This window comes from Cellvibrio sp. UBA7661, from assembly GCA_002483365.1.
In the GTDB taxonomy this organism is placed as follows: Bacteria; Pseudomonadota; Gammaproteobacteria; order Pseudomonadales; family Cellvibrionaceae; genus Cellvibrio.
This window is the reverse complement of the sequence record DLHT01000011.1, coordinates 1-22,601: the sequence shown is the minus strand read 5'-3', so window position 1 is coordinate 22,601 and position 22,601 is coordinate 1. Positions and strand designations below refer to the sequence as shown.

Below are 22,601 nucleotides of genomic sequence, written 5' to 3'. Positions count from 1 at the left end.
CCTCACCTTCACGCGCGCGGTGCGTGTGTGAGATTAACCGCAGAAGAAACCGCCATCGCCTGTGCCACAGTATTTACAATGTTGTCGCTGGTTTTTCCATCGGATAGCACCACAGTGCTTTCATGCGCAATCGCTTTGTGCGCTGCAATAGCACCTTGCGCCAAATTTAATATGACCGCTTTTTGCCCCTCTTCTGTCGATGCAGATTTACCAATTGTGGTTAAGGCTTCTGCTTCAGCAATAGCCACCAAGCGAATAGCTTCTGCTTTACCTGCAGCTTCAAGAATTTGTGCTTCTTTGCTCGCCTCTGCAGCAAGAACCTGCTCTGCCTTTGCAGCTTCCGCATCCAAGACACGAGCCTGCTTTTGACCTTCTGCAGTGGTAATGGCTGCAATTTTTTCGCCTTCTGCCGTTAGAATTGCAGAGCGTTTTTGACGTTCTGCAGTCATTTGTTTTTCCATGTCTTCTTTAATTGAAGGAGGGATAGCAATTTCCAACAATTCAAAACGCAACACGATCAATCCCCACGGCTGGGTTGCTGATTGCATTGCATCCTGAATTTTTGCATTGATCGCTGAACGATTTTGGAAACAGTCATCAAGCTCCATAGAACCAATAGCATTACGCATAGAGGTCATTGCTAATTGTGTGCAAGCGAGTTTGTAATCGGTAATATTGTTCGTCGCAGCAGCGGCATCGATAACCTTAATAAACAATACACCATCAATCATAATGGCGATGTTATCTTTGGTAATGGCTGATTGCTGGGGAATTAATAATGTCTGCTCTTTTAAGTTGCGATCCGCCTCGACCGACTCAACAAACGGCACAATAAAATTCAACCCTGAACTTAAGGTTTTTGTGTACTTCCCAAAACGATAAATAACATAGCCTCTATTTTGAGGAACAAAATGAATCCCTTTTTTTAAAGTATAAAGCAGTACCACTGCAACCCAGAAAGCCGGGCTGGTAATAATTCCCAAAAGAATTTCCATACGTTTTTCCTATTTTTTTACAGCAGATTTTGTGGGCGATTATTTTTTTGCTTTTTCTATTTCGTGATCGCGCAACTCTCGACGCAAAATTTTACCGACGTTTGTTTTGGGTAGCTCCTTGCGGAATTCGATGAGGTGAGGGACTTTGTAGGCCGTCAATGTTTCCTTGGCAAATTTACGCACATCATCGACAGTCAAGTTTTCATTCGCTGTAACGATAAAGGCTTTAACTATTTCACTGCCTTCACCATCAGGAACGCCAACAACAGCAACCTCTATAATATCCGGATGAGTACTTAATTCATCTTCAACTTCATTAGGAAACACTTTAAACCCACTGACATTAATCATGTCTTTTTTGCGATCAACAATTTTTATGTAACCGTCAGGTTGTAACTGTGCGATATCACCGGTTTTAAACCAGCCTTCTGCATCCATTACTTCTGCAGTTGCATCAGGGCGCTGCCAATAGCCTTTCATCACTTGCGGGCCACGTACACACAGCTCACCCGATTCACCTGTTGGCAAACTATTGCCTGCATCATCAATCACTTTGCATTCAGTATCGATCAGCGGTAAACCCACCGTTCCGTATTGCACGTTCTCAAGTGGATTATTGGAAACCACAGGCGATGTTTCCGTCAGACCATATCCTTCACTGATAGGCGCTTTGGTCAACTCAGTCCAGTTTTTGGTTGTTTCTGCAGTTAACGCCATACCTCCGGAACAGGTGAGTCGCAAATGACTGAAATCCAATTGTCGAAAGTCACCATTGCGCAACAGCGCGTTAAACAATGTATTTAAGCCCACAAAAAATGTGAACGGCTTTCCTTTCAACGCTTTGACAAAAGCGGGAATATCGCGCGGATTGGGGATCAATAAATTGTGATTGCCCAGTGCGACAGCTGATGTGCAGTGAATCGTGAATGAATAAATGTGATAGAGAGGTAATGGAGCCACATAAAATTCTTGCGCTGGACGAAATACGTCTTTCATCCGCTCATTTAATTGAGTCATATTTGCAACAAGATTGCGATGGGTAAGCATTGCACCTTTCGCGACGCCGGTAGTACCGCCTGTGTACTGCAAAACAGCAACATCATCGGGTGATTGACTAACCGTTTGTGCAGGGGCAGAGGCTAATGCCAGCGCTTTGTTGAGCGTAATTTGTTGCGGAAAATAAAAAGGTGGAACCATTTTTTTAACGTGCTTGACGACAAAATTAATCAGCATGCGTTTGAACGGTTTATGTAAATCTGCAAGCTCTGTCACTATGACCTGCTCAACCCCCGTTTCAGCGATAATGGCCGCCGCATTTTTGGCAATATTTGCCAATACCACTAACGCTTTCGCACCCGAATCATTGAGCTGATGTTTGATTTCGTGAGGGGTATAAAGTGGGTTGGTATTTACTACAACCATACCTGCACGCAACGCACCAAAAACAACAACGGGATATTGCAAAATATTCGGCAATTGAACTGCGATCCGATCGCCAGGCTTCAATTGGGTGAACTGCTGCAGATACGCCGCAAAACGCGCAGATAAACGATCTAACTCGGCGTAAGTCAACGTGTGATCCATGCAAGTAAATGCATTTTTGTCAGCGAATTTTTTACAGGATTCCGAAAAAACATCTGTGAGAGTTCTGTTGTAATCCAGTGACATTGAAAAGTCTCCACTATCGTTATTGTGCAATATTAAAAATGATCGCCAGCAAGGGTCATCAAATTATCCGCGCCCGACTCTATCGCTTTCTTCAAGCCAAATGTGCGCGGCAAAATGCGTGCAAAATAAAAGTTGGCCGTTGCTATTTTTGCGTGATAAAACCCGGGGTTGACGGTAGACCCGGTTAATTGCTCTACAGCTAAACGCTGCGCCTTAAGCCACAAAAATGCCAACACAAGATAGCCCGAATACAGTAGATAATCTACCGCAGCAGCGCCTATCTCATCCGGATTCATCTGTGCCCGTTCGCCAATCATCCGAGTCAATGCTTGCCACTCTGAACTGAGTGTAGCCAATTGTTCCGCATGTGCAGCTAATTGCACATCGCCCTTACACAAGAGACAAAGCTGGTTAATCTCACCGACCAAAGGCTCAAGACAGTGCCCGCCTCCTGCCAAAATCTTGCGCCCCAATAAATCCAACGCCTGAATACCTGTTGTCCCCTCATAAATTGTTGCAATACGGCAGTCACGCAGGTTTTGCTCCAGCCCCCACTCACGGATATAGCCATGCCCACCCAAACATTGCAGGGCAAGGTTAGCTGATTCGAAACCGGCTTCGGTGCTGAATGCTTTAACGATGGGAGTTAACAGCCCTAATAAATCCGCTGCTTTTTGCTGTTCATCTCCACTTGCAGCATGCTGGCTGAGATCCATGGTGATGCTGGCGAAATATCCCAGCATACGCAGCCCTTCCGACAAGGCTTTTTGAGTGAGCAGCATACGGCGTACATCAGGATGAACAATGATTGGATCTGCCTCCGCATCAGGCTTCTTGACGCCACTCAGGGAGCGCATTTGCAAGCGTTCATGGGCATAGCGGCGAGCGACTTGATAGCCAAGCTCTGCATGGGCAAGCCCCTGTAAACCTGAGCCAATCCGCGCCAAATTCATAAAAGTGAACATATGGTTGAGGCCTTTATTTACCTCTCCCAACAACCAGCCTTGCGCACCATCAAAATTCAACATACAGGTTGCATTGCCATGTATGCCCATTTTGGTTTCGAGTGCACCACAACTGACCGAGTTCGCCTGAATAATCGAACCATCCGCTGCTGTCAGCATTTTGGGCACAATAAATAATGAAATACCTTTGGTGCCTGCCGGAGCATCGGGAAGCCGTGCGAGAACAATATGGATAATATTATCGGTAAGATCATGATCGCCGGATGAAATAAAAATCTTGGTACCTGTAATCCGGTAGCTCCCATCCTGCTGAAGTACTGCGCGCGTGCGCAACAAGCCTAAATCACTGCCCGCATGAGCCTCTGTCAAACACATAGTTCCCGTCCAGCGACCGGAAATTAATGAAGGCAAGTAGCGCTGTTTTTGTTCGTCAGTACCATGGGTTTCGATGGTATGCATGGCACCTTGGGAAAGACCGGCATACATTCCCCACGCCCAGTTAGGCGTGCCCATAATCTCGCTCAGGATCACTCCCAATGATTGCGGTAAACCCTGACCACCATAGGCCAATGCCCGCGATAAACTTGGCCAGCCTGCTGAGCAATAATCCGTGTAGGCTTTTTTGAATCCCGGCGGAGTAATCACACTTCCTTCTTTTAATTCGCAGCCTACCTGATCGCCGACAGCGCCCAAGGGGGCGATAACTTCTTCAGCGAACCTGGCCGCCTCATCAAACAGGGCATTGACCAACCCCTGATCAAGAGAACCCTGACCTATAGCCCGGCAATGATGGGAGTAATCGAATAATTCAAACAGGGTGAAGTCAATATCGCGCAACGGGGTTTTGTAAGTATTCATCCTTAATCACCCGGCAACAGCCATTGAGATGTGAATAATAAAAAGCAACAAATCGTGCAGTTTGTCGCCTTAGCTGGTTATCTTGTTATGTTTGCCATCTTGGCAGATAAAACCGTTATGTCAAATAGTTGCATTTTTCAGCAATTCAAGAACAGAAAGTTTGGTGCGACAAGAATTCCCATCGTGCTTAACTATCAATACTTGCCAGCAAATGCAGCAATTGCGCAGTGACCACGGCAGTAAAGCCCCAAATTTCATACCCTTGATAATGATAAGCCGGTGCTTCGAACACCCGGCCATGCCGCTCAAACCTATCCACCCTGACCTGGATACCACGACGGAAATCTGCCAGCGGAACCATGAAAATACTGTCTAATTCTGCATCAGATGGGCGCAGCGGAAATGAGTGATCAAAACTGGCGATAAAAGGGGTTACCGGTGTACCGGCGCGAGTATGAAATTGCGGAAGACTGCCCAACAAACGAGCTTCAGATGCCGGCAAGCCAATCTCCTCACATGTCTCACGCAAGGCTGTTACGGATAAATCCCGGTCACCAGGCTCCCACATACCACCGGGAAAGCAGACTTCTCCCGGGTGATTACGCAAATGCATGGCTCTTTTGGTGTACAGGATAGATGGACTTTCGCCCTGGCTAATCAGAATCAACACTGCCGCTTGGGGAGTACTTATGGCAGTTTGGGGAGTGGGATGTAACTTCTGTGCAAGAACATCAAACATCATTGCACCTACCGGGCTTATCGTTGTAGCGCTGGAGTTATCGTTGCACCACTGGATTAAAAATCAGCTAAACGCCACGCATCAAATGCAGGTTCTTCATAAGGATGCGCCGCGCGCAATGCAAGTATTACTTGTTGAATGTAGTCGTCAGCACAAACCATTTCAACCCGATATTCAGGTAAGGCTTCCAACCTGTCAGGTTGCCCTATGTGTGGAGATGAACCAACCAAGGGGCGAAATTGCCCTTGCCCACACATTTGCCAGCAACACTGGTCGTAATTGCCGATACGGCCAGCACCAGCGGCAAACACCGCCGCTTTTACTGGTTCAAGATAAGCTTCGGGGACAAAGAAGACCAATTTGTACATCTACTTTGCCCCGCCATGTTGATAATAAAGATTAAATGACCCGCACCGCGATCACATGTTCGACTTTGCTCAGCGCATCAACAACGGCTGCTGATGCTACTTGCTCTACATCGATAATGTTGTAGGCAACATCACCGCGGCTTTTGTTAACCATGTCGACCACGTTGACTTTATGGTCGGCCAACACAGACAGCACGTGCCCCAGTACACCTGACACATTCTCATTCGAGAAAGTAATGCGCGAGCCAATGCCTTGGTTGCGATCCATAGCCACTGCCGGGAAATTTACTGAATTTTTGATGTTGCCATTTTCAAGATAATCCACCAACTGGTCTGCTGCCATGATCGCGCAGTTTTCTTCCGCTTCTTCCGTGCTCGCGCCGATGTGCGGCATCGCCAATACATCGGGGCGATTCAATAAAATCGGCTCAGGGAAATCGCAAATATATTTGCCCAAGTGACCTGCATTCAGACTTTCGACAACTGCGTGCGCATCCACAATGGCTTCACGTGCGAAATTCAACAACACTGCGCCCTTCTTGCACACTTTTAACGTATCAGCATTAATAAGGTGTTTGGTTTGTGGAATGGCCGGGACGTGTAAAGTGATGAAATCAGAACGAGCCAGTAACGATTGCAGGTTTTCCATACGGCCAACCTGATTTGGCAAACGCCATGCAGCTTCAACGGATAATGCAGGATCAAAACCAACGACATTCATGCCTAACGCAAGTGCAGCATCGGCAATCAAGGAGCCGATTGCTCCCAATCCGACAATACCCAGCGTTTTACCTTGAATTTCCATACCGGCAAAATTGGATTTTTCTTTTTCCAGCAATTTTGACATTTCGTCCGCATCAGTCATGTGTGTTAAACCATTCACATACTGCATGCCCGACACAATTCCACGCGAACCGAGCAACATACCTGCAAGCACCAATTCTTTTACCGCGTTCGCATTGGCACCAGGAGAATTGAATACCACTACGCCTTTTTTGGTGTATTCCTCGACAGGCACATTGTTGGTACCCGCACCTGCACGTGCAACGGCTTTTACGGATTCAGGCAGCGGCTCGCCGTGTAATTTGTGGCTGCGCAGGATGTAGGCATCCGGTGCGCCAATATCGCTGGCAACTTCATATTTGTCGCGCGGAAAACGGTTTAAGCCTTTTACTGAAATAGCGTTGTAGGTTTTTATTTTAAACATGGTCTCTTCCTCAAGTCGGCGAACAAAAAGGCCGTGTAAAAACACGGCCTGATTCGATCAATATCAATTCATCAAGCAGCGGTGGCTTCGTTATAAGCCCATGTCAGCCAAGGCAGTACCGCTTCAAGATCGGCAGCATCTACAGTAGCACCACACCAGATACGCAACCCTGGTGGCGCATCGCGGTAAGCGCCGATGTCGTAAGCAACACCTTCTTTATCGAGCAGCTTGATCATAGCTTTTACCTGATCCGGTGTTGCTTTCAAGGTGAAACATACAGAGGTGTTTGACAGGGTTTCCGGCGTTTGTGCCAGAAAATCAATCCAATCATTCGCTGCAACAAACTTTTTCAATACCTCAAGGTTAGCGTTGGAACGGGCGATAGTTTCTTTAACGCCGCCGATTGCACGGACCCAATCCAGTGCATCCAAATAATCGGCCACTGCCAGCATAGAAGGTGTATTAATGGTATCGCCTTTGAAAATGCCTTCTTGCAACTTACCACCGCTGGTCATACGGAATAATTTTGGCATTGGCCAGCTTGGCTTGTAGGTTTCCAAACGCTCAACGGCACGCGGGCTCAAAATCAACATGCCGTGCGCACCTTCACCGCCTAACACTTTCTGCCAGCTGTAGGTAATAACGTCGAGCTTATCCCATGGCATTTCCATCGCAAACACAGCAGATGTTGCATCACAAATGGTTAAACCTTTGCGATCGGCAGGAATCCAGTCGCCATTAGGCACTTTCACACCCGAGGTAGTACCGTTCCAGGTGAAGATAACGTCGTTATCGAAATTCACTTTGGACAAATCAGGCAGCAGACCGTAATCCGCTTCATGCGCATTTACTGTTAACTTCAATTCTTTGGTGGCATCGCTCAGCCAGCCTTTACCGAAGGATTCCCATTGCAGAATATCTACTCCGCGTTGGCCGAGCAGCGACCACATGGCCATCTCCACTGCACCGGTATCCGAGCCGGGAACCACACCGACGCGGTAGCCTTCCGGTAAACCAAGCAATTCAGCCGTATCCTCACATGCGCGCTGCAATGCCGCTTTACCGATAGTGGAACGGTGCGAGCGCCCCAAGGTAGAGACATCTAATTGATCCAAACTGTAACCCGGACGCTTGCTGCAAGGACCAGACGAGAAATTGGGATTGCGGGGTTTTACTGCTGGCTTCATGGTAATCCTCTAGCTGACAGGAAAAGCGGGCCGCCAGTTGACTGACAGTGCCCGCCACACAGGGCTCGCCTTGAATGCTCACAAAGGCAAACCCGGAAAAATCGGGGGTGCCGATTATGCCAGCTACGCATCAAATAACCTAGCCAGCAACAAGTTAATCGCCCGTAAAAAGCGCATCGCACGGAATTAGCAGACAAAAAAAAGCCTTCTGGAATCCAGAAGGCGCAGGGAGACGTCGATGCATCAACCAGACATCGACGGTGAGAGACCATTAACCATTTGCGCTCCCCCGGACTGCACTCCGAGTAAGGACACTTGATCAATGGTTAATAATGTAATCCTTGATGACAGCGCTGTCAAATAATTTTCATAAACATTATGTCTATTTAATGATCTGCAGCTAAACATAGTGAAAGCGCGATCCACAAACGTGGTTAACGAATTCGTCAGTCTCCGCTATCGTGTCAGTGCGAGAATGCACAATAATCTGCGCAACTCATTTTTGATCTTCGCGCCCTCGATAAGGAACCGGACATGTCTATTACCACTATCGTCTTCTTTGGGCTGCTCGCCTTTTTTACCTGGCGCGGCTATCAGAAAGGATTTATTAGCTCCATCACCCGCATTTTGGGCTGGATAGTGGCCTACCCGGCGGCAATTATTTTTACCAAGCCTGTTGCGGGATTATTGATGCAGCACACTGCGTTGGACGGACTGATTGTGTATTTCATCGCTGGGACAGGTATCTTTTTACTGGTCAGTCTGTTGGTGAGCTTATTGTTGAGTGGTATTGCCCGTTTGATTCCCGAAAGCGACGCCATCAACGTCGGTTCTAAAATCGGCGGTGCCGGTGTCGGTGTGTTGATGGGCGCATTGGTCGGATTGTTAGCGGTGTATATCCTTGGCCTGATATTCACGCCCAAAACACCAATACTTCCCGATCAGCACTCAAGTGGTGGCGGTGATTATTTATCTGCTGTGGATTCAACGGCGCAAGTGAATAGTCAAACGGCTACAAATGTCCCGCGCATTCAGGATCTTGCCCAACATAATGATTCATTCATTGAAGCCAGTGCCAAGAAATTAATAGGCTCCGCAGCAGCAACAGCCGTAGATTTGGCTCTACATGACCAAACCGCTACACAAATTACCAAAGCCTTTGTACAAGACCCACAGTCCATGCTCTCGCACGTCCAACAAGTGGCCAATAATGGACAAATGAAAAATCTCATTGCCGATGAGAAAATCCAATCCATTCTTACCACTGGCGATACTCACGCACTTATGCGCGATCCGGCCTTCAAGGAAATGATGAACAATCCCAGTGTACAAGCGCTCTTATCACAATCTGATGTAACCAGTGACGAAGGCTCACAAGTGGCTGCAGAAAAAATGGTGACGGCATGGAGGCGTGCGCAGACAATTAAACATGACCCGCGTGTTATCGCAATCATCAACGACCCTGAGTTTCAACAACAACTGAATTCAACCAACAAATTGCCTTTATTGGCGAATCCGAAACTCAATCAATTAGCGGCTATTATTTTCGATAACAATACCCCTGCCGCAAACGGTATGGGCAACTATGAAGTACAGGATGCAAACGAAAATAATCCGCTAACACCCCGCGTAGAAGAAGAGAAAAAACCGGCAACAACAATCTATCGATGGACTGACGATAAAGGGCAAGTCCACTATTCAGACAAGCCCAAATAACTCAATACACTTTAGGTTCACCTTCTGGCCGCGTTTTAAAACGCGGCTGCGCCCAAAGATATTGCTCCGGGTGCTTTAAAATTTCCTGCTCAAAATATTCATTAATGCGACGAGTATCTGCCAGTTCATCACCGGTTGGATAATTTTCAAACGGGGGATGGATCACCACTTGATAACCTTTGTTATCGTCCAGGCGATACTGTGAGAAAGGAATAATTTTTGCGCGCCCCATGCGCGCAAATTGGGCCGTCGCCGTGACAGTGGCTGCAGGCACACCAAAAAAAGGAACAAAAACAGACACCTTTGCCCCCAGATCACGATCGGGTGCATACCAAATCATGCGCCCTTTGCGCAACTGCGAGATCATCGCGCGCACATTGTCACGTGCAAACGCAATCCCACCTGGCGCATAAGCTTCGCGTCGCACCTTTTGTACATAGTCAAAGACGGGATTTTTGTGCGGGGTATACATACCATCGTAATTTACATAAATCCCCAACATTGCACTGCCAATATCCAGCGTCGTGAAATGTAAACTGAGCAACATGGCTCCCTGCCCTTCCGCATTTGCTTTCTCTACATGTTCAACACCGGTGATGGTAAATAATTTGCGCAACCGGGACTTGGCCCAGAAAAACCCTATACCGGTTTCAAACATAGCGATTGCGGTTGATTCGATATTTTTTTTCAACAGGATTTCAATTTCTTCTGTAGATTTTTCCGGAAAACATAACTGCAAATTAATGCGTGCCATATTCACACGCTTTTTATTCAGATTTAACAAAGGTGCCAAGCTGCGCGCCATAGACATCTGCCAGGAATAAGGCAATTGCGCAATGAAAAACCAAATACCTATCCCGATCCATGTCAGCCAATGGCGCGGTGAAAGCAGTGCTGTGGGAAAATGAGCTGATGACATAGTAATTACAAAAAATTTGAATGTAGATGTGATTATAACGATCCGGACAATGCGCGCCTAACGGAAAGACCATCAGGCGCAAACACGAGCAATGAGAGTGGACAAACGTTAAAACGAATAAACCAGATTGATAAAGGTCGTTGTATCTGTTTTTTCTTTGCCTGGCGCTACGTCAGTATCGTTAGCAACCGTAAAGCCGACTTTCATTTTCATGCTGCCGTTAATAGATGTCGCCAGTGAAGTCTCACTGACGGTACGGGTATTGTCCGCACCGGATTCAACACTGACCGTTTGTTTAAACTCTGCATTGTCGGTAATTTTCCATTCCAGTGCAGTTGCCGCACGCAGGATTGCGCCGCTCTCGTTGCTAATCGTATCGGGCAGGTTTTCATCCGCACTTTCGATCACTTTTTCGCCTTCAAAATAACCGGGACCCGCTTCCACAAACCAATTAAATGTAGGGCTTGAATACAACCAATCACCATAACCCAGCGCCAGGGTTGTATAGGTGCGATAGGCACCAAACTTGTCATCGGTGTAAGAGCCAAAACCAAAGAGATAGGATTTTTCTACGCCCAATAAATAAGCAAATTTTGCTGAACCAAAATATTTTTCAGCCGTTTTTTCTGTACTGCTTGTGCCATCATCCTGGGAGACTTCATCCTCTTTGAACAGCGAGTTGAATACGTATTGATTTTCCCACTTTTCCAGATTTTGTTTGGCATCTACTTTAAATTGCAGACTGGTCGTTTCCGTGTTGCCCGAGGTTGCGATTGCCCCCACATCCACTTCAACATCCCAGGGCCGCTTTTTTTCATCGGCATAGCTGGCAGTCGCCAGAGCAGTCATCGTTAGTAGTAGTGTCAATTTATGCATAATATTTCCTGTTACGTCTTCATTTGGAGAGCCGAACCATAACATAGAAAAGCTGACGACCAAATGAAAACGACCGGCGCACAGGCCGGTCTTCAGTATCAAGACAGGAAGATCCTAGTCGCGCAACAAGCAGTTCAACTCATCCACAACTTCTGCCCAGTCAGAGTATTCCTGACGGGCTTCACGCAGGAATGCCGCTTGTTCGGCAGTCCAAAAAGAGGCACCGGCCAAAGGCTCGGCTTGAAGTAACGGGCGATGCTTTTCAATAAAAGCCTCTATCGCAGCAGGAGAATTAGGCAGGCCTAGCTTGGCAAAGAGATCACTCAGTGTGTAAAACATGCAGCCCTCCTATGATGTTAGGTAACCAAATGCGATTACACATGGCCCAACACTTAGAATAACGTCAACAGCGAGGTCTTTCCTAGTTTAATTTTTAGGCGCTTTTTTCATGTACTCCTGTTTCATCAGTTCAATCTGCTCATCTTTTTGCCGCCACAGCTCATTTACCCATTGCTGGAATTGTGCGCGGAATTGCGCATCTTCAGTGTAATCACCGATTAACTCCGCAGGGATAGAACGTTGGTGGATATGCACCTTGATCTGCTTGACCCGCCCGCAGGCATAATCCCAGTAGGTGGGAATACCTTCCGGATAGAGGATGGTGACATCCAGTAAGCGATGCAATTGTCCATCCATCGCCGCCAGGGTAAACGCCAAACCACCCGCTCTGGGCATCAATAAATGGCGATAGGGGGATTGCTGCTGTTGATGTTTTCCAGGCGTAAACCGCGTGCCTTCCATGAAGTTAATAATCGTTACCGGATGATGGCGAAAACGTTCACAGGCCTTACGGGTCTGTTCAACATCCTTCCCTTTCAGTTCCGGATGCCGCGCCAGTTTGGCTTTGGAGTAACGGCGCATATAAGGAAAATCCAGCCCCCAGAGCGCCAAACCCAAGACCGGTACCCAGAGCAAACTCTGCTTGAAGAAAAACTTCACCCCCGGAATACGGGCATTAAACGCGCGCACCAGCACCAATATATCCGTCCAGGATTGATGGTTAGCAACCAGCATATACCACTCATCCCGGCTCAAATCGCCTAGCCCGTCCACGTCTACCTGCGTCGGTAAGGTATAGGTCTGTTGCCAGGTATTGAAGATAATCCAAAGGTTGGAGATGGCATCCAACAGCCGGTCAATAGCACGCCTCAGCGCTGGCACAGGAAGTAATAGCTTGACCAGTGCAAAAAACACTGCCGGCACGGCAACCATGCTGATAGTGATCGAAAAAATGGCAGTGAGCAAAATGCCACGCAAATTATTCAGTAAACCCATCGACTTAACCTGTGAACTCGCACATGACCCCAATGTCATAAAGATGCGCCATAACAATTGCGCATTTTTGTGTATTCCCAAGCCTAGTTCAACCCAACTACAACTCAAGGCCGCAACTTCAGGTCCCATTTCAAGGAACAGCGCGATGAAATATTTCTGGAAAGAAAATCGTACATTTTTCGTTTTTTTATTATTGATGTTTTGCTTTCGTAGTGCGATTGCCGATTGGAATGATGTGCCCAGCGGCTCTATGAAACCCACCTTGATTGAGGGCGACAGGATCAGTGTCAACAAGATGGCTTATGACCTGCGCATCCCATTCACTACCGTTTCATTGTATAAAATTGCCGATCCTGCGCGCGGCGATATTGCTGTTTTTGAATCCAAAGCAGCAGGCAAGCGGTTGGTAAAACGTGTGATTGGTGTACCCGGCGATACCATCGCCATGAAAAACAACCGTCTTTTTATCAACGGCGAGGCCGTCAACTATCAACCGCTAATGCTGGGCGACCAGTTGGAGCAACTGCCGGGCAAAACTCATTTACTGCGGATTGAATCACCGGCATCATCTTTCGCCAGTTTTGATGCGGTTACCGTCCCTGCTGATCACTATTTAATGCTTGGCGATAATCGCGACCACAGTGCGGATTCGCGCGTTATCGGTTTTGTACCGCGCAGTGAATTCGTAGGCCGTTCGCGCGGGGTAGTATTGTCATTGGACTACGACAATTACTTTTTACCCCGCAGTGACCGTTTTTTAAAAGACTTAAAATAACGTACCTTGTACCCGGCGCGATTATTCCCTGAAATAATCGCGCACTTCCTGCCAATTGTTTACGCGCACATCAGCTGGTTCGAGCAGATTGTGCGGAGCCGAAAACAAAACTCCCTGCCCTACAAATCCATCAAAGTGACGTGAGCTGTCATCGATCAGAAAATCCGCTTGCACCACATTTTTCTTGCCACAAAAAATAAAATTCATCGGCGATAAAAAAGGTAAGTACTTGCGCAGCCATTCGTACTTGGGCGTAAACGAAGTTGGATGCTCCATCGCGGCCGTGGCAATCAAAATATCATAACGCTCATGTAATTCAGCGATGACCTCGATAGCATGGGGATAAGGCGGTATTTCTTCAAAAAATGCAGGAATGTCAGGGTAAGCGCGCACACGAGCCTGATGCTCTTCGGGCACAATGTGATAAATCTTTTTTCCACGCAAATCAGCTTTGGTGAGATTTTGCTGAAACTCGGTGTTGTACCAGTCAAGATGACGAGCCATGGTATCGCAGATAGTCTCGTCCATATCAATCGCAATTCGTTTACGCATTACTCCCCCTTAATCAATTTAACTACACAGATCAAAAACAGCAGAAACCCATGCTAAAAAAATCCCCGCTCAGGGCGGGGATTCAGTGACGCATTAAAAATTCGTTTGCACCAGAGGTGTTGTTTCTGCATCGTAATCAACAGACTTTAAACCGAAACCGAACAAACGCAAAAATTCGGTTTTGTAGCCTTCAAAATCGGTCAATTCAAATAGGTTTTCCTCGGTGACTTTATCCCAGATTTCTTCCACGTTGCGCTGCACAGATGGGTCAAGTTCCAGCTCGTCTACACGGTAGCGGTTGGCATCATCCAGACGTGGATTATCGGAATACAAACATTCTTTGAACAAACGTTGGATCTGTTCAATACAACCTTCATGGGTACCCTGTGCTTTCATCACTTTAAACAAAATCGCCAAATACAATGGCATTACCGGAATTGCAGAACTTGCCTGGGTCACCACCGCTTTCAACACCGCAACACGCGCATTGCCGCCGTGTTTGGCGCTCAGGGTTTTGGCGGCGCGGTCCAAATCTTCTTTTGCTTTACCGATGGTCGCTTTGCCGTAGATTGGCCAGGTCAATTTATCGCCAAGATAGGTGTAGGCAACGGTTTGGAAATTATCAGACAGTAAATCTGCACCCTTAAGTGCATCGATCCACATTTCCCAATCTTCGCCGCCCATCACTTTTACGGTATTGGCAATTTCTTCATCCGATGCTGGCTCGATGGTGACATCAGAGATTTTCAAGGTGTCGGTATTCAGATTTTTTGAGGTGTACGACTTGCCAATTGGCTTCAATACCGAGTTGTAGACTTCACCGGTTTTAGGATCGGTGCGGCGTGGTGATGCCAAGCTGTAAATCACCAGATCCACTTTGCCGATGCCATTTTTCAGGGTTTCGATCACCTTATCTTTGCAGGCATCAGAAAATGCATCGCCATTGATAGTTTCAGCGTAGAGGCCTGCCGCTTTGGCTGCATCGTGAAAAGCTGAAGTATTGTAATAACCGGCCGTTGCAGTTTTGGCTTCACTTGGCTCTTTCTCAAAGCACACACCCAAAGTATCTGCACCGCCGCCAAATGCAGCGGTAATACGCGATGACAAACCAAAACCGGTAGAGCACCCCAAAACCAGTACTTTTTTCGGTGCACCTGCAACCGGGCCTTTGGCTTTGGTAAAAGCGATTTGCTCCTGAACATTGGCAGCACAGCCTTGTGGGTGCGCATTAGTACAAATGAAACCGCGGACTTTTGGTTTGATAATCATGGGGCTACCTTGTTAGTGGCTTGATGGCTTGTAATGATTGATTAAAAGTGATGCGCACCGGCTCCCGGCGCGCAAAGGCGGCCATTATAGTGCCTGAATCAGGGAATGTCCCCTGCGGTCGCAGACTTGATGCGCTATAGTCCGTACTCCCCAAAACCCCTGATTTAAGGACTGAACCTATGCTTTATCCAATGTTTGCAATGGTCTTGCTAACGTTCGCAGTTGCCATACATCTGTTCCGTTTGCGTGTAAAAGCAGTCAAAAGCGGAGAGCTGCGGCTGAGTCAATTCAGGCTGAACACAGGCGAAACACCTGATGCGATTGTGCAGGCATCGCGCAATTACACCAATCTGTTTGAAGTGCCTGTGCTGTTTTACGCTGCAGGTCTTCTGGCGATTACCCTGGATTTGCAAACCTTGGCCTTGATGATCACTGCATGGCTTTTCGTTGTTGCGCGGATCATTCATAGCTGGATCCACTTGCATGGCAATAATGTTATCCATCGCCTGCGCGCTTATATGCTGGGTAATATTTGCGTTGTACTTATGTGGATTCTGATAGTGCTTGGTTACGCAGCCCGCTAATCGTAATTGACGCCCAAATTCGCACTATATGCACTGCCGCACTGAATAGGAAAATATCGAAGGCTATGCTATCCGGGTGTTTATCAAACGAGGTGTCTATATGAACAACCGAATCGCAAGTTTACTTCTATCCGTCACGGCAATGGCCAGCCTGCCATCTTGGGCAGATGACATGGGCATCAAGGTAATGCTGGAAGGTGAAGTTGCTCCAGGCGTTTACGGAAGAGTGGAACTGGGGAATGACTCCCATCCGGATATCTACTACCCCCAACCGGTTGTGGTTGTCAAAAATTCACGCTACGCAACTTATAAGCCTGTTTATTTGCACGTACCTCCTGGGCATGCCAAAAACTGGGGGAAGCACTGTCACAAATACCATGCATGCGAGCGCCCCGTGTATTTCATTAAATCCATGGAATATGAAGAGAGCTACCACCGTGAACACCAGCATGATCACGAACACAAAAAATCGAATCACAAAGGTAAAGAGAAAGGAAACGGTAAAAAACACGACAGACATTAATTTCACAATCCCTGCCCTGTATCGGGCAGGGATTTTTTGATGCGTTAATCCGTTTAATTATCACCTCCGGATACCTTTTCCCGAAGCTACTTTTCTTTACATTCCCCCAAGTTAGACAATCCTCCTTTTCAGGTAAAATGTTGCGTTTTTCAGCAACTCCCGATTTAACATCCCATTTAAATATCAGATTTTTACTATCAGGATAAAAAATGATTACCCACGAACCCAACCCGATTTACGTTGCACACCCTGACCGCTATAAAACCATGAAATACCAACGCTGCGGCAAAAGCGGGCTGCGTTTGTCGCGCTTGTCATTGGGTTTATGGCAAAACTTCGGCGCAGTCGATTCACAAGCCAACGCGCGCGCCATGTTGCACCGTGCATTTGATTTGGGAATCACGCATTTTGATTTGGCAAACAATTACGGCCCCAATTATGGCTCTGCTGAATCCACCTTCGGCGCGATTTTTAAACAGGATTTTGCGCCCTACCGCGATGAGTTAATTATCTCTAGCAAAGCAGGTTACGACATGTGGCCAGGCCCTTACGGTCTTGGTGGTTCACGCAAATATTTGGTGAGCAGTTGCGACCAAAGTTTGAAACGTACCGGCCTTGATTATTTCGATATTTTTTATCACCACTGCATGGATCCGGAAACACCGCTGGAAGAAACCATGCAGGCGCTGGATTTTATTGTGCGTTCCGGCCGCGCGCTTTACGTGGGAATTTCCAATTACCAACCCGCACAAACCAAAGAAGCGGCGCGTATTCTGCGTGAACTGGGCACACCACTGTTAATCCATCAACCGCGCTACAATATGTTTGATCGCTGGATTGAAAATGGTTTGACCGATGTATTGAAAGAAGAAGGTGTAGGTTCGATTGTGTTCTCACCGCTTGCGCAAGGTGTGCTCACTAACAAATATCTCAATGGAATCCCTGCTGATTCGCGCGCTGCGCGCCCGGAATTGATTTATTTAAACAACAAAGACATCACACCCGAAAAACTGGAAAAAGTGAAAGCGTTGAATGCGCTGGCAGAAGCGCGCGGACAATCGCTTGCACAAATGGCCATCGCCTGGACATTGCACAATGATGCCGTTACTACCTGCCTGATTGGTGCAAGCCGCCCAGCGCAAATTGATGATTCTGTTGCAGCATTGAATAATCTTGCCTTCAGCAGCAGCGAATTAGCGCAGATTGAAGCTATTCTTAAATAAGAAGATCCACTAGTAAAACATGCTAAAAATAAAAAGGGTTAGCGTTTATACGCTAACCCTTTTTATTTTTCAGCCACATAACCACTACGAGCGGTAATAACGTACTTTATTTTTACCTGGAAATATAGAACGATATTTTTTGACAAATTCATCGTTAAACTTTTTCATTCTTTTTGACATCAAGACATTGCCTGCTGTAAAGGTTTTTGTGCATTCAGAATGCTTTTCTACACACAAGCTGCCAACCATAATCGGAGAGGCATAAAAATATTTAGAAAAATGCTTTTCAAATTTTTCCATGTCCGCAGGAATCAAGGTCAATTCCTCATCATCCAAGAAAGCGGCTGCCAACAAGAAAGCCGATTGGGATGATTCAACCACAGGCTTATCGTTGATTTTGATACTGGCCAGATCAATATTCAGTACACGTTTGAGCTTAAAGTAAGAAACAACAAACCGCCCTTCCGTTACTTTATTTTTTTGCTGCCATTTAAATTGATACCAGTCCTCCTGATTGGTTTTGATAATATCCAATTGCTCTTCTTTGGACTCCGTCATCCAGCGCCCACCCAAAGAATCCGGATCAGTTGGTCTGTCCACAGTCGATAAAGGCTTATTCAGTACATCCTTGCACCCCATCAATGACAACAGTGCCGTAAGGCACAACATCTTCAGTAAATTAAACATCACATAAACTCAACAAAAACAGGATCAAAAAACGATAGCCATAACCGTTGGCGGCGCATTTTATTTTGTTACTTCTTTTATGGATGTAATTATTTGTAGCCACAATCCATAACAGGGGCATTTAACGTATTGCATTCACAGACATTCCCCCCTAACCTTTTGCCACTCACTGTTCAATGGTTGATCATGCCATGCCCGATAAAATCTCCACTCCTGCAGAGCCCATCAACATTGTTGGTGGCGGCCCAAAAAAGGTTCTCTACACCTTAAAAACCGTAGCGCGTATTGGTTTACTGAATTCAGCCAAAGCGCTCAACAGTAAAAATACTTGTAAAGCTTGTGGCTTGGGGATGGGCGGCCAGCGCGGCGGCATGACCAACGAGAAAGATGAATTTCCCTCTGTCTGCAATAAAAGTATCCAGGCACAATCAACCGATATCCAATTGCCGATTCCGGAGGATTTGTTTACTCACACACTGGATGATTTTAAACAGCTTAGTGCCTATGAGATTGAGCATTTAGGCAGATTAAATACACCTTTGTTCAAATCAGCTGACGGCAATAAATATGCTCCCGTCAGCTGGGAATTTGCACTGGATAAAATGACCCGCGCGTTCGCAGCAACCGATCCATCGCGCAGTTTTTTTTATTCGTCTGGCCGCTCATCCAATGAAGCGGGTTTTGTTTTGCAATTATTGGCTCGCTTATACGGCACCAACAACGTCAACAATTGTTCTTACTATTGTCATCAAGCAACCGGTGTTGGTTTATACAATGTGATCGGCACTGGCACTGCAACAGTATCATTGGAAGACGTCGGCAATTGCGATTGCATTTTTGTGATTGGAGCCAACCCATCTTCCAATCATCCGCGGTTTGTACATCAGTTAAAAAATTGTCGTGAACGCGGCGGGCAGGTGATTATCATCAACCCTGCCAAAGAACCCGGCTTGGTGCGCTTTGCTGTACCTAAAAGTGCCAAGTCTATGCTGAGCGGCGGAACCTGGATTGCATCGGAATATGTGCAACCGAAAATCGGCAGCGATCTTGCGCTGTTCAAAGGAATTGCCAAAGCACTGCTGGAAACACAGCAAATTGATACGTATTTTATTTCACAGCACACAGAGAATTTCCAGCAATTCAAACAAGATATAGAAACAACAGAATGGAAAATCATCACTACATTGTGTGATATCAGCAAAGAAAAAATACTTTCGCTTGCCGATGCCTACGCAAAGTCTGAACGCGCTATTTTTGCATGGGGAATGGGTATTACCCATCACCATCACGGTGTAGAAAATGTAGAAGCGATTGCCAATCTTGCGCTATTACGCGGCATGCTGGGCAAACCAGCGGCAGGTTTATTACCCTTGCGCGGCCACAGCAATGTGCAAGGAATAGGAACCATGGGTGTAAAACCGGTATTGGCGGACGATGTTTTATTGCAACTGGAACAACACACCGGGGCACAACTGCCGCGCACACCGGGCATGGATACACTTGCCTGCTTAAGCGCAGCATATGAAGGAAAAATCGATGCCGCGTTAATCATGGGCGGCAATTTATTTTCTGCAACGCCAAATAGCCAATGGGCACAAGCCGCATTGGATAAAATTCCGTTTAAAGTCTATTTAACAACGACCTTAAACCAGGGACATGTCACAGGCATGGAGACAAGCGAAGCATTAATTTTACCTGTCACCGCGCGCGATGAAGAATGGCAACCCACCACGCAAGAATCCATGTTTAATTATGTGCGACTAAGCGATGGCGGCATTGACCGCTTACACAATGTCAAACCCGAGGTAGAAATACTTTGTGAATTTGGCAAACACTTATTGCCCAATAGCGCCCTGGATTTCCAAAAATTCAAACAGCATGATTCGATCCGCGCCGCGATTGCTGCAACAATTCCCGGGCTATCTGAATTAAAAGACATTGCGCATACCAAACAAGAATTTACCATCGCCAACCGACTACTCGATCAACCGGCGTTCAACACCCACAACGGCAAGGCACAGTTTCAAATCAACACTTTACCTGCCGCACTAATTAACAATGAGTATCCGTTTCTGTTGGCCAGTATTCGAAGCGAAGGGCAATTCAATTCGATTATCTACGAAGAAAATGATTCATATCGGGGAACTGATACGCGCTGGTCGATACTGATGAACAAAGAGGATATTGAAGATCTGGATATACACATTGGCGACGCCGTGAATATCAGATCGCCACAAGGTGAAATGCACGCGGTAAAAGTGTTTGCGTTTGATGTACCGCGCGGTAATGTGATGGCCTATTACCCCGAAGCCAATGTCTTGATTGGCACCACACATGATCCACGCAGCAAAACACCTGCATTTAAATCTGTGCCAGTGCAGATAGAAAAAACTAGATAGAGATATTCACGCTTGCCTGTGAGGCTTTACGACGATCTTTGCCTGCACGGGTTTCCACCAAATGCTCGCCCGATTTGCTACGTCGATCCTGCTTGCGCCGTTCAATGCCACCAGGAGGCCCAACTCCGACTACAGGAGCTGCATCCACCCCGGCACCATGAGCATCACTTGCATAAGCGCGCACAGCGGTAACACTGGACGGCCTCAAGGGCGTCTTGACTGGCTGCGGTCTGGGATTTATTGGGCCTAGATAAACCATAGTTGCACCTGAATTAGCACGTTACAGTCAATTTATCGGCTTTATGTAAATTTACTTGAAGCCTAATTCATATAGCATCGGTAAATTGGCATCTTGATCACATTTTAGACAGCCCGTATCGATAGTTTTCTCCCTACCCTGCCTAAAAAATCATTGCGCACTTGACCCTAAGATAACAACTTTTATACTGGCCGAACGAAGGGGAGTAGTTCCCGCCGCGCATGTCGTCAATACGAGTCGTTTAGCTCCGGCCGCGCGGGCAAGGTAAGCAGTAACACCTTGTGAACGAGACCTTTGTCGCAATGACAAAGACTTCCTTTTATGTTCGTTTTCCTTCCGTCATTGCGTTTTCAATCCATTAATGACGGAGCTATCATGCGTAAACTAGTCACCCCTCTCTTGCTTTTGCTACTTCCGGCAATTGCCTCTGCAGAAACCATCACCCCTGTCAGCCAAAACATCAGCGTTGGAACTCCATTGCTCTGGGCGATTTTTTTCGGGCTGGTGATTGTCGTTTTGTTAATTGATCTGGTGTTTGTGGGCGGCGGCAAACAACACCGGGTTTCACTCAAAGAAGCCGGCACCTGGTCGTTGATTTGGATAACGCTGGCCATGTTATTTGGTGCCGGACTTTGGTGGTACCTAGATCATCACTACACCCGCGAATTGGCTAACACCAAAGTACTGGAATACCTGACGGGCTATTTGGTAGAAAAATCACTCGCCGTGGATAACGTTTTTGTCTGGCTGATGCTGTTTAACTTTTTTGCCATCCCATTTGAGCTGCAAAAACGTGTACTCACCTACGGTGTATTAGGTGCGATTGTGATGCGTACCATCATGATTTTTGCCGGCGTCTGGCTGATTGAACAATTCCATTGGATGCTGTATTTGTTCGGTGCTTTTTTGTTATTCACCGGTATCAAAATGTGGTGGATGGCCGACAAAGAAGTTCACTTGGAAAATAATCCGCTCATCAAATGGATTAAAAACCACTACCCCGTCACTACCGAACTCAGGGGCGAGCGTTTCTTTGTTACGGAAAATGGCATACGCATGATGACCCCACTGTTTCTAGCCTTGGTGATGGTAGAAATATCGGATTTGATTTTTGCCGTAGACTCAATCCCGGCTATTTTTGCGATTACTTCTGACCCGTTTATTATTTTAACGTCAAATATATTCGCTATTTTGGGGCTGCGTGCCATGTACTTTTTATTAGCGGATATGGCGGATAGATTCAGCTACCTGAAATATGGTTTAGCGCTGGTGCTGGTATTTATCGGTATTAAAATGATGATGATTGATATTTATAAAATTCCTGTTGGAATTTCATTGGCGGTAGTGGCTACATTAATAGGTAGTTCGGTACTCATCTCATTGGCAAAAACCAAAGAGAAATCGAACGCTTAATTTTTAATGTTTAATGTTTAATGTTTAATGTTTAATGTTTAATGTTTAATGTTTAATGTTTGGCGGTTTCGGATAATAAGTGCA

At 46.6% G+C, this 22,601-nt stretch carries 22 protein-coding genes; 7 read left to right on the top strand and 15 right to left on the bottom strand.

Annotation, left to right across the window (positions count from 1 at the left end):
- Nucleotides 1–8: 8 nt before the first annotated feature.
- The 7 genes from B2739_RS08895 to B2739_RS08865 form a co-directional block, all read right to left on the bottom strand.
- Nucleotides 9–995, bottom strand: a complete 987-nt coding sequence (locus B2739_RS08895; RefSeq protein ID WP_331345513.1) for an SPFH domain-containing protein — start codon at nt 993–995, stop codon at nt 9–11.
- Between the two features lie 39 nt (nt 996–1,034).
- Nucleotides 1,035–2,663, bottom strand: coding sequence for an AMP-binding protein (locus B2739_RS08890; protein ID WP_331345512.1), 1,629 nt, complete (start codon nt 2,661–2,663; stop codon nt 1,035–1,037).
- A gap of 32 nt (nt 2,664–2,695) precedes the next feature.
- The gene (locus B2739_RS08885; RefSeq protein ID WP_331345511.1) at nt 2,696–4,486 is read right to left on the bottom strand and encodes an acyl-CoA dehydrogenase C-terminal domain-containing protein; all 1,791 of its coding nucleotides are present in this window, start codon (nt 4,484–4,486) and stop codon (nt 2,696–2,698) included.
- A 187-nt stretch (nt 4,487–4,673) separates the two neighbouring features.
- The gene (locus tag B2739_RS08880) at nt 4,674–5,228 is read right to left on the bottom strand and encodes a CoA pyrophosphatase (RefSeq protein WP_331345510.1); all 555 of its coding nucleotides are present in this window, start codon (nt 5,226–5,228) and stop codon (nt 4,674–4,676) included.
- Between the two features lie 53 nt (nt 5,229–5,281).
- Entirely contained in the window at nt 5,282–5,593 is a 312-nt protein-coding gene (locus tag B2739_RS08875; protein WP_331345509.1) for a YqfO family protein, read from the bottom strand.
- Between the two features lie 31 nt (nt 5,594–5,624).
- Nucleotides 5,625–6,800 (bottom strand): phosphoglycerate dehydrogenase, encoded by a 1,176-nt coding sequence (locus tag B2739_RS08870; protein WP_331345508.1) that lies wholly within the window; start codon nt 6,798–6,800, stop codon nt 5,625–5,627.
- A 71-nt stretch (nt 6,801–6,871) separates the two neighbouring features.
- Nucleotides 6,872–7,987, bottom strand: a complete 1,116-nt coding sequence (locus tag B2739_RS08865) for a phosphoserine transaminase (RefSeq protein WP_331345507.1) — start codon at nt 7,985–7,987, stop codon at nt 6,872–6,874.
- A gap of 534 nt (nt 7,988–8,521) precedes the next feature.
- On the opposite strand from B2739_RS08865, the gene B2739_RS08860 reads away from it, so the two are divergent.
- On the top strand, nt 8,522–9,703 hold the full coding sequence (locus B2739_RS08860) for a CvpA family protein (RefSeq protein WP_331345506.1): 1,182 nt from the start codon (nt 8,522–8,524) through the stop codon (nt 9,701–9,703).
- 1 nt (nt 9,704) lies between these two features.
- Here the strand turns inward: B2739_RS08860 and lpxL are convergent, their stop codons facing one another.
- The 4 genes from lpxL to B2739_RS08840 form a co-directional block, all read right to left on the bottom strand.
- Complete coding sequence (gene lpxL / locus B2739_RS08855) at nt 9,705–10,622, bottom strand: LpxL/LpxP family Kdo(2)-lipid IV(A) lauroyl/palmitoleoyl acyltransferase (protein WP_331345505.1); 918 nt, start codon at nt 10,620–10,622, stop codon at nt 9,705–9,707.
- A 108-nt stretch (nt 10,623–10,730) separates the two neighbouring features.
- Nucleotides 10,731–11,498, bottom strand: coding sequence for a DUF481 domain-containing protein (locus B2739_RS08850; protein WP_331345504.1), 768 nt, complete (start codon nt 11,496–11,498; stop codon nt 10,731–10,733).
- A 114-nt stretch (nt 11,499–11,612) separates the two neighbouring features.
- Nucleotides 11,613–11,837 (bottom strand): DUF2789 domain-containing protein, encoded by a 225-nt coding sequence (locus B2739_RS08845; protein ID WP_331345503.1) that lies wholly within the window; start codon nt 11,835–11,837, stop codon nt 11,613–11,615.
- An 87-nt stretch (nt 11,838–11,924) separates the two neighbouring features.
- Complete coding sequence (locus B2739_RS08840; protein WP_331345502.1) at nt 11,925–12,833, bottom strand: acyltransferase; 909 nt, start codon at nt 12,831–12,833, stop codon at nt 11,925–11,927.
- A 145-nt stretch (nt 12,834–12,978) separates the two neighbouring features.
- Here B2739_RS08840 and lepB point away from each other — a divergent pair, with 145 nt between their 5' ends.
- Nucleotides 12,979–13,608 (top strand): signal peptidase I, encoded by a 630-nt coding sequence (lepB, locus tag B2739_RS08835; RefSeq protein ID WP_331345501.1) that lies wholly within the window; start codon nt 12,979–12,981, stop codon nt 13,606–13,608.
- Between the two features lie 21 nt (nt 13,609–13,629).
- Here lepB and B2739_RS08830 read toward each other — a convergent pair whose 3' ends face one another.
- Complete coding sequence (locus B2739_RS08830; RefSeq protein ID WP_331345500.1) at nt 13,630–14,160, bottom strand: 5' nucleotidase, NT5C type; 531 nt, start codon at nt 14,158–14,160, stop codon at nt 13,630–13,632.
- Nucleotides 14,161–14,253: 93 nt separating this feature from the next.
- Nucleotides 14,254–15,429, bottom strand: a complete 1,176-nt coding sequence (gene fabV / locus B2739_RS08825) for an enoyl-ACP reductase FabV (RefSeq protein ID WP_331345499.1) — start codon at nt 15,427–15,429, stop codon at nt 14,254–14,256.
- A gap of 179 nt (nt 15,430–15,608) precedes the next feature.
- Between fabV and B2739_RS08820 the strand changes: the two genes are divergently transcribed.
- The 3 genes from B2739_RS08820 to mgrA all read left to right on the top strand — a co-directional run bounded on the left by B2739_RS08820 (nt 15,609) and on the right by mgrA (nt 17,759).
- Nucleotides 15,609–16,013, top strand: coding sequence for an MAPEG family protein (locus B2739_RS08820; protein WP_331345498.1), 405 nt, complete (start codon nt 15,609–15,611; stop codon nt 16,011–16,013).
- Nucleotides 16,014–16,113: 100 nt separating this feature from the next.
- A complete protein-coding gene (locus B2739_RS08815) occupies nt 16,114–16,536 on the top strand; it encodes a hypothetical protein (protein WP_331345497.1) in 423 nt (140 codons plus the stop codon).
- Between the two features lie 209 nt (nt 16,537–16,745).
- Nucleotides 16,746–17,759 (top strand): L-glyceraldehyde 3-phosphate reductase, encoded by a 1,014-nt coding sequence (gene mgrA / locus B2739_RS08810; RefSeq protein WP_049629138.1) that lies wholly within the window; start codon nt 16,746–16,748, stop codon nt 17,757–17,759.
- A gap of 84 nt (nt 17,760–17,843) precedes the next feature.
- Here the strand turns inward: mgrA and B2739_RS08805 are convergent, their stop codons facing one another.
- Nucleotides 17,844–18,317, bottom strand: coding sequence for a hypothetical protein (locus B2739_RS08805; RefSeq protein WP_331345496.1), 474 nt, complete (start codon nt 18,315–18,317; stop codon nt 17,844–17,846).
- A gap of 320 nt (nt 18,318–18,637) precedes the next feature.
- Between B2739_RS08805 and B2739_RS08800 the strand changes: the two genes are divergently transcribed.
- A complete protein-coding gene (locus B2739_RS08800; protein WP_331345495.1) occupies nt 18,638–20,845 on the top strand; it encodes an FdhF/YdeP family oxidoreductase in 2,208 nt (735 codons plus the stop codon).
- Here B2739_RS08800 and B2739_RS08795 read toward each other — a convergent pair.
- Nucleotides 20,838–21,029 (bottom strand): hypothetical protein, encoded by a 192-nt coding sequence (locus tag B2739_RS08795; RefSeq protein ID WP_331345494.1) that lies wholly within the window; start codon nt 21,027–21,029, stop codon nt 20,838–20,840. The genes B2739_RS08800 and B2739_RS08795 overlap by 8 nt on opposite strands.
- 450 nt (nt 21,030–21,479) lie before the next feature.
- On the opposite strand from B2739_RS08795, the gene B2739_RS08790 reads away from it, so the two are divergent.
- Entirely contained in the window at nt 21,480–22,517 is a 1,038-nt protein-coding gene (locus tag B2739_RS08790; protein WP_331345493.1) for a TerC family protein, read from the top strand.
- The last annotated feature ends 84 nt before the right edge of the window (nt 22,518–22,601 follow it).

Bases quoted from the DNA above. Each gene is read 5' to 3' on its own strand.
- B2739_RS08895 (WP_331345513.1), bottom strand. From the start codon at position 995: ATGGAAATTCTTTTGGGAATTATTACCAGCCCGGCTTTCTGGGTTGCA.
- B2739_RS08890 (WP_331345512.1), bottom strand. From the start codon at position 2,663: ATGTCACTGGATTACAACAGAACTCTCACAGATGTTTTTTCGGAATCC.
- B2739_RS08885 (WP_331345511.1), bottom strand. From the start codon at position 4,486: ATGAATACTTACAAAACCCCGTTGCGCGATATTGACTTCACCCTGTTT.
- B2739_RS08880 (WP_331345510.1), bottom strand. From the start codon at position 5,228: ATGATGTTTGATGTTCTTGCACAGAAGTTACATCCCACTCCCCAAACT.
- B2739_RS08875 (WP_331345509.1), bottom strand. From the start codon at position 5,593: ATGTACAAATTGGTCTTCTTTGTCCCCGAAGCTTATCTTGAACCAGTA.
- B2739_RS08870 (WP_331345508.1), bottom strand. From the start codon at position 6,800: ATGTTTAAAATAAAAACCTACAACGCTATTTCAGTAAAAGGCTTAAAC.
- B2739_RS08865 (WP_331345507.1), bottom strand. From the start codon at position 7,987: ATGAAGCCAGCAGTAAAACCCCGCAATCCCAATTTCTCGTCTGGTCCT.
- B2739_RS08860 (WP_331345506.1), top strand. From the start codon at position 8,522: ATGTCTATTACCACTATCGTCTTCTTTGGGCTGCTCGCCTTTTTTACC.
- lpxL (WP_331345505.1), bottom strand. From the start codon at position 10,622: ATGTCATCAGCTCATTTTCCCACAGCACTGCTTTCACCGCGCCATTGG.
- B2739_RS08850 (WP_331345504.1), bottom strand. From the start codon at position 11,498: ATGCATAAATTGACACTACTACTAACGATGACTGCTCTGGCGACTGCC.
- B2739_RS08845 (WP_331345503.1), bottom strand. From the start codon at position 11,837: ATGTTTTACACACTGAGTGATCTCTTTGCCAAGCTAGGCCTGCCTAAT.
- B2739_RS08840 (WP_331345502.1), bottom strand. From the start codon at position 12,833: ATGGGTTTACTGAATAATTTGCGTGGCATTTTGCTCACTGCCATTTTT.
- lepB (WP_331345501.1), top strand. From the start codon at position 12,979: ATGAAATATTTCTGGAAAGAAAATCGTACATTTTTCGTTTTTTTATTA.
- B2739_RS08830 (WP_331345500.1), bottom strand. From the start codon at position 14,160: ATGCGTAAACGAATTGCGATTGATATGGACGAGACTATCTGCGATACC.
- fabV (WP_331345499.1), bottom strand. From the start codon at position 15,429: ATGATTATCAAACCAAAAGTCCGCGGTTTCATTTGTACTAATGCGCAC.
- B2739_RS08820 (WP_331345498.1), top strand. From the start codon at position 15,609: ATGCTTTATCCAATGTTTGCAATGGTCTTGCTAACGTTCGCAGTTGCC.
- B2739_RS08815 (WP_331345497.1), top strand. From the start codon at position 16,114: ATGAACAACCGAATCGCAAGTTTACTTCTATCCGTCACGGCAATGGCC.
- mgrA (WP_049629138.1), top strand. From the start codon at position 16,746: ATGATTACCCACGAACCCAACCCGATTTACGTTGCACACCCTGACCGC.
- B2739_RS08805 (WP_331345496.1), bottom strand. From the start codon at position 18,317: ATGACGGAGTCCAAAGAAGAGCAATTGGATATTATCAAAACCAATCAG.
- B2739_RS08800 (WP_331345495.1), top strand. From the start codon at position 18,638: ATGCCCGATAAAATCTCCACTCCTGCAGAGCCCATCAACATTGTTGGT.
- B2739_RS08790 (WP_331345493.1), top strand. From the start codon at position 21,480: ATGCGTAAACTAGTCACCCCTCTCTTGCTTTTGCTACTTCCGGCAATT.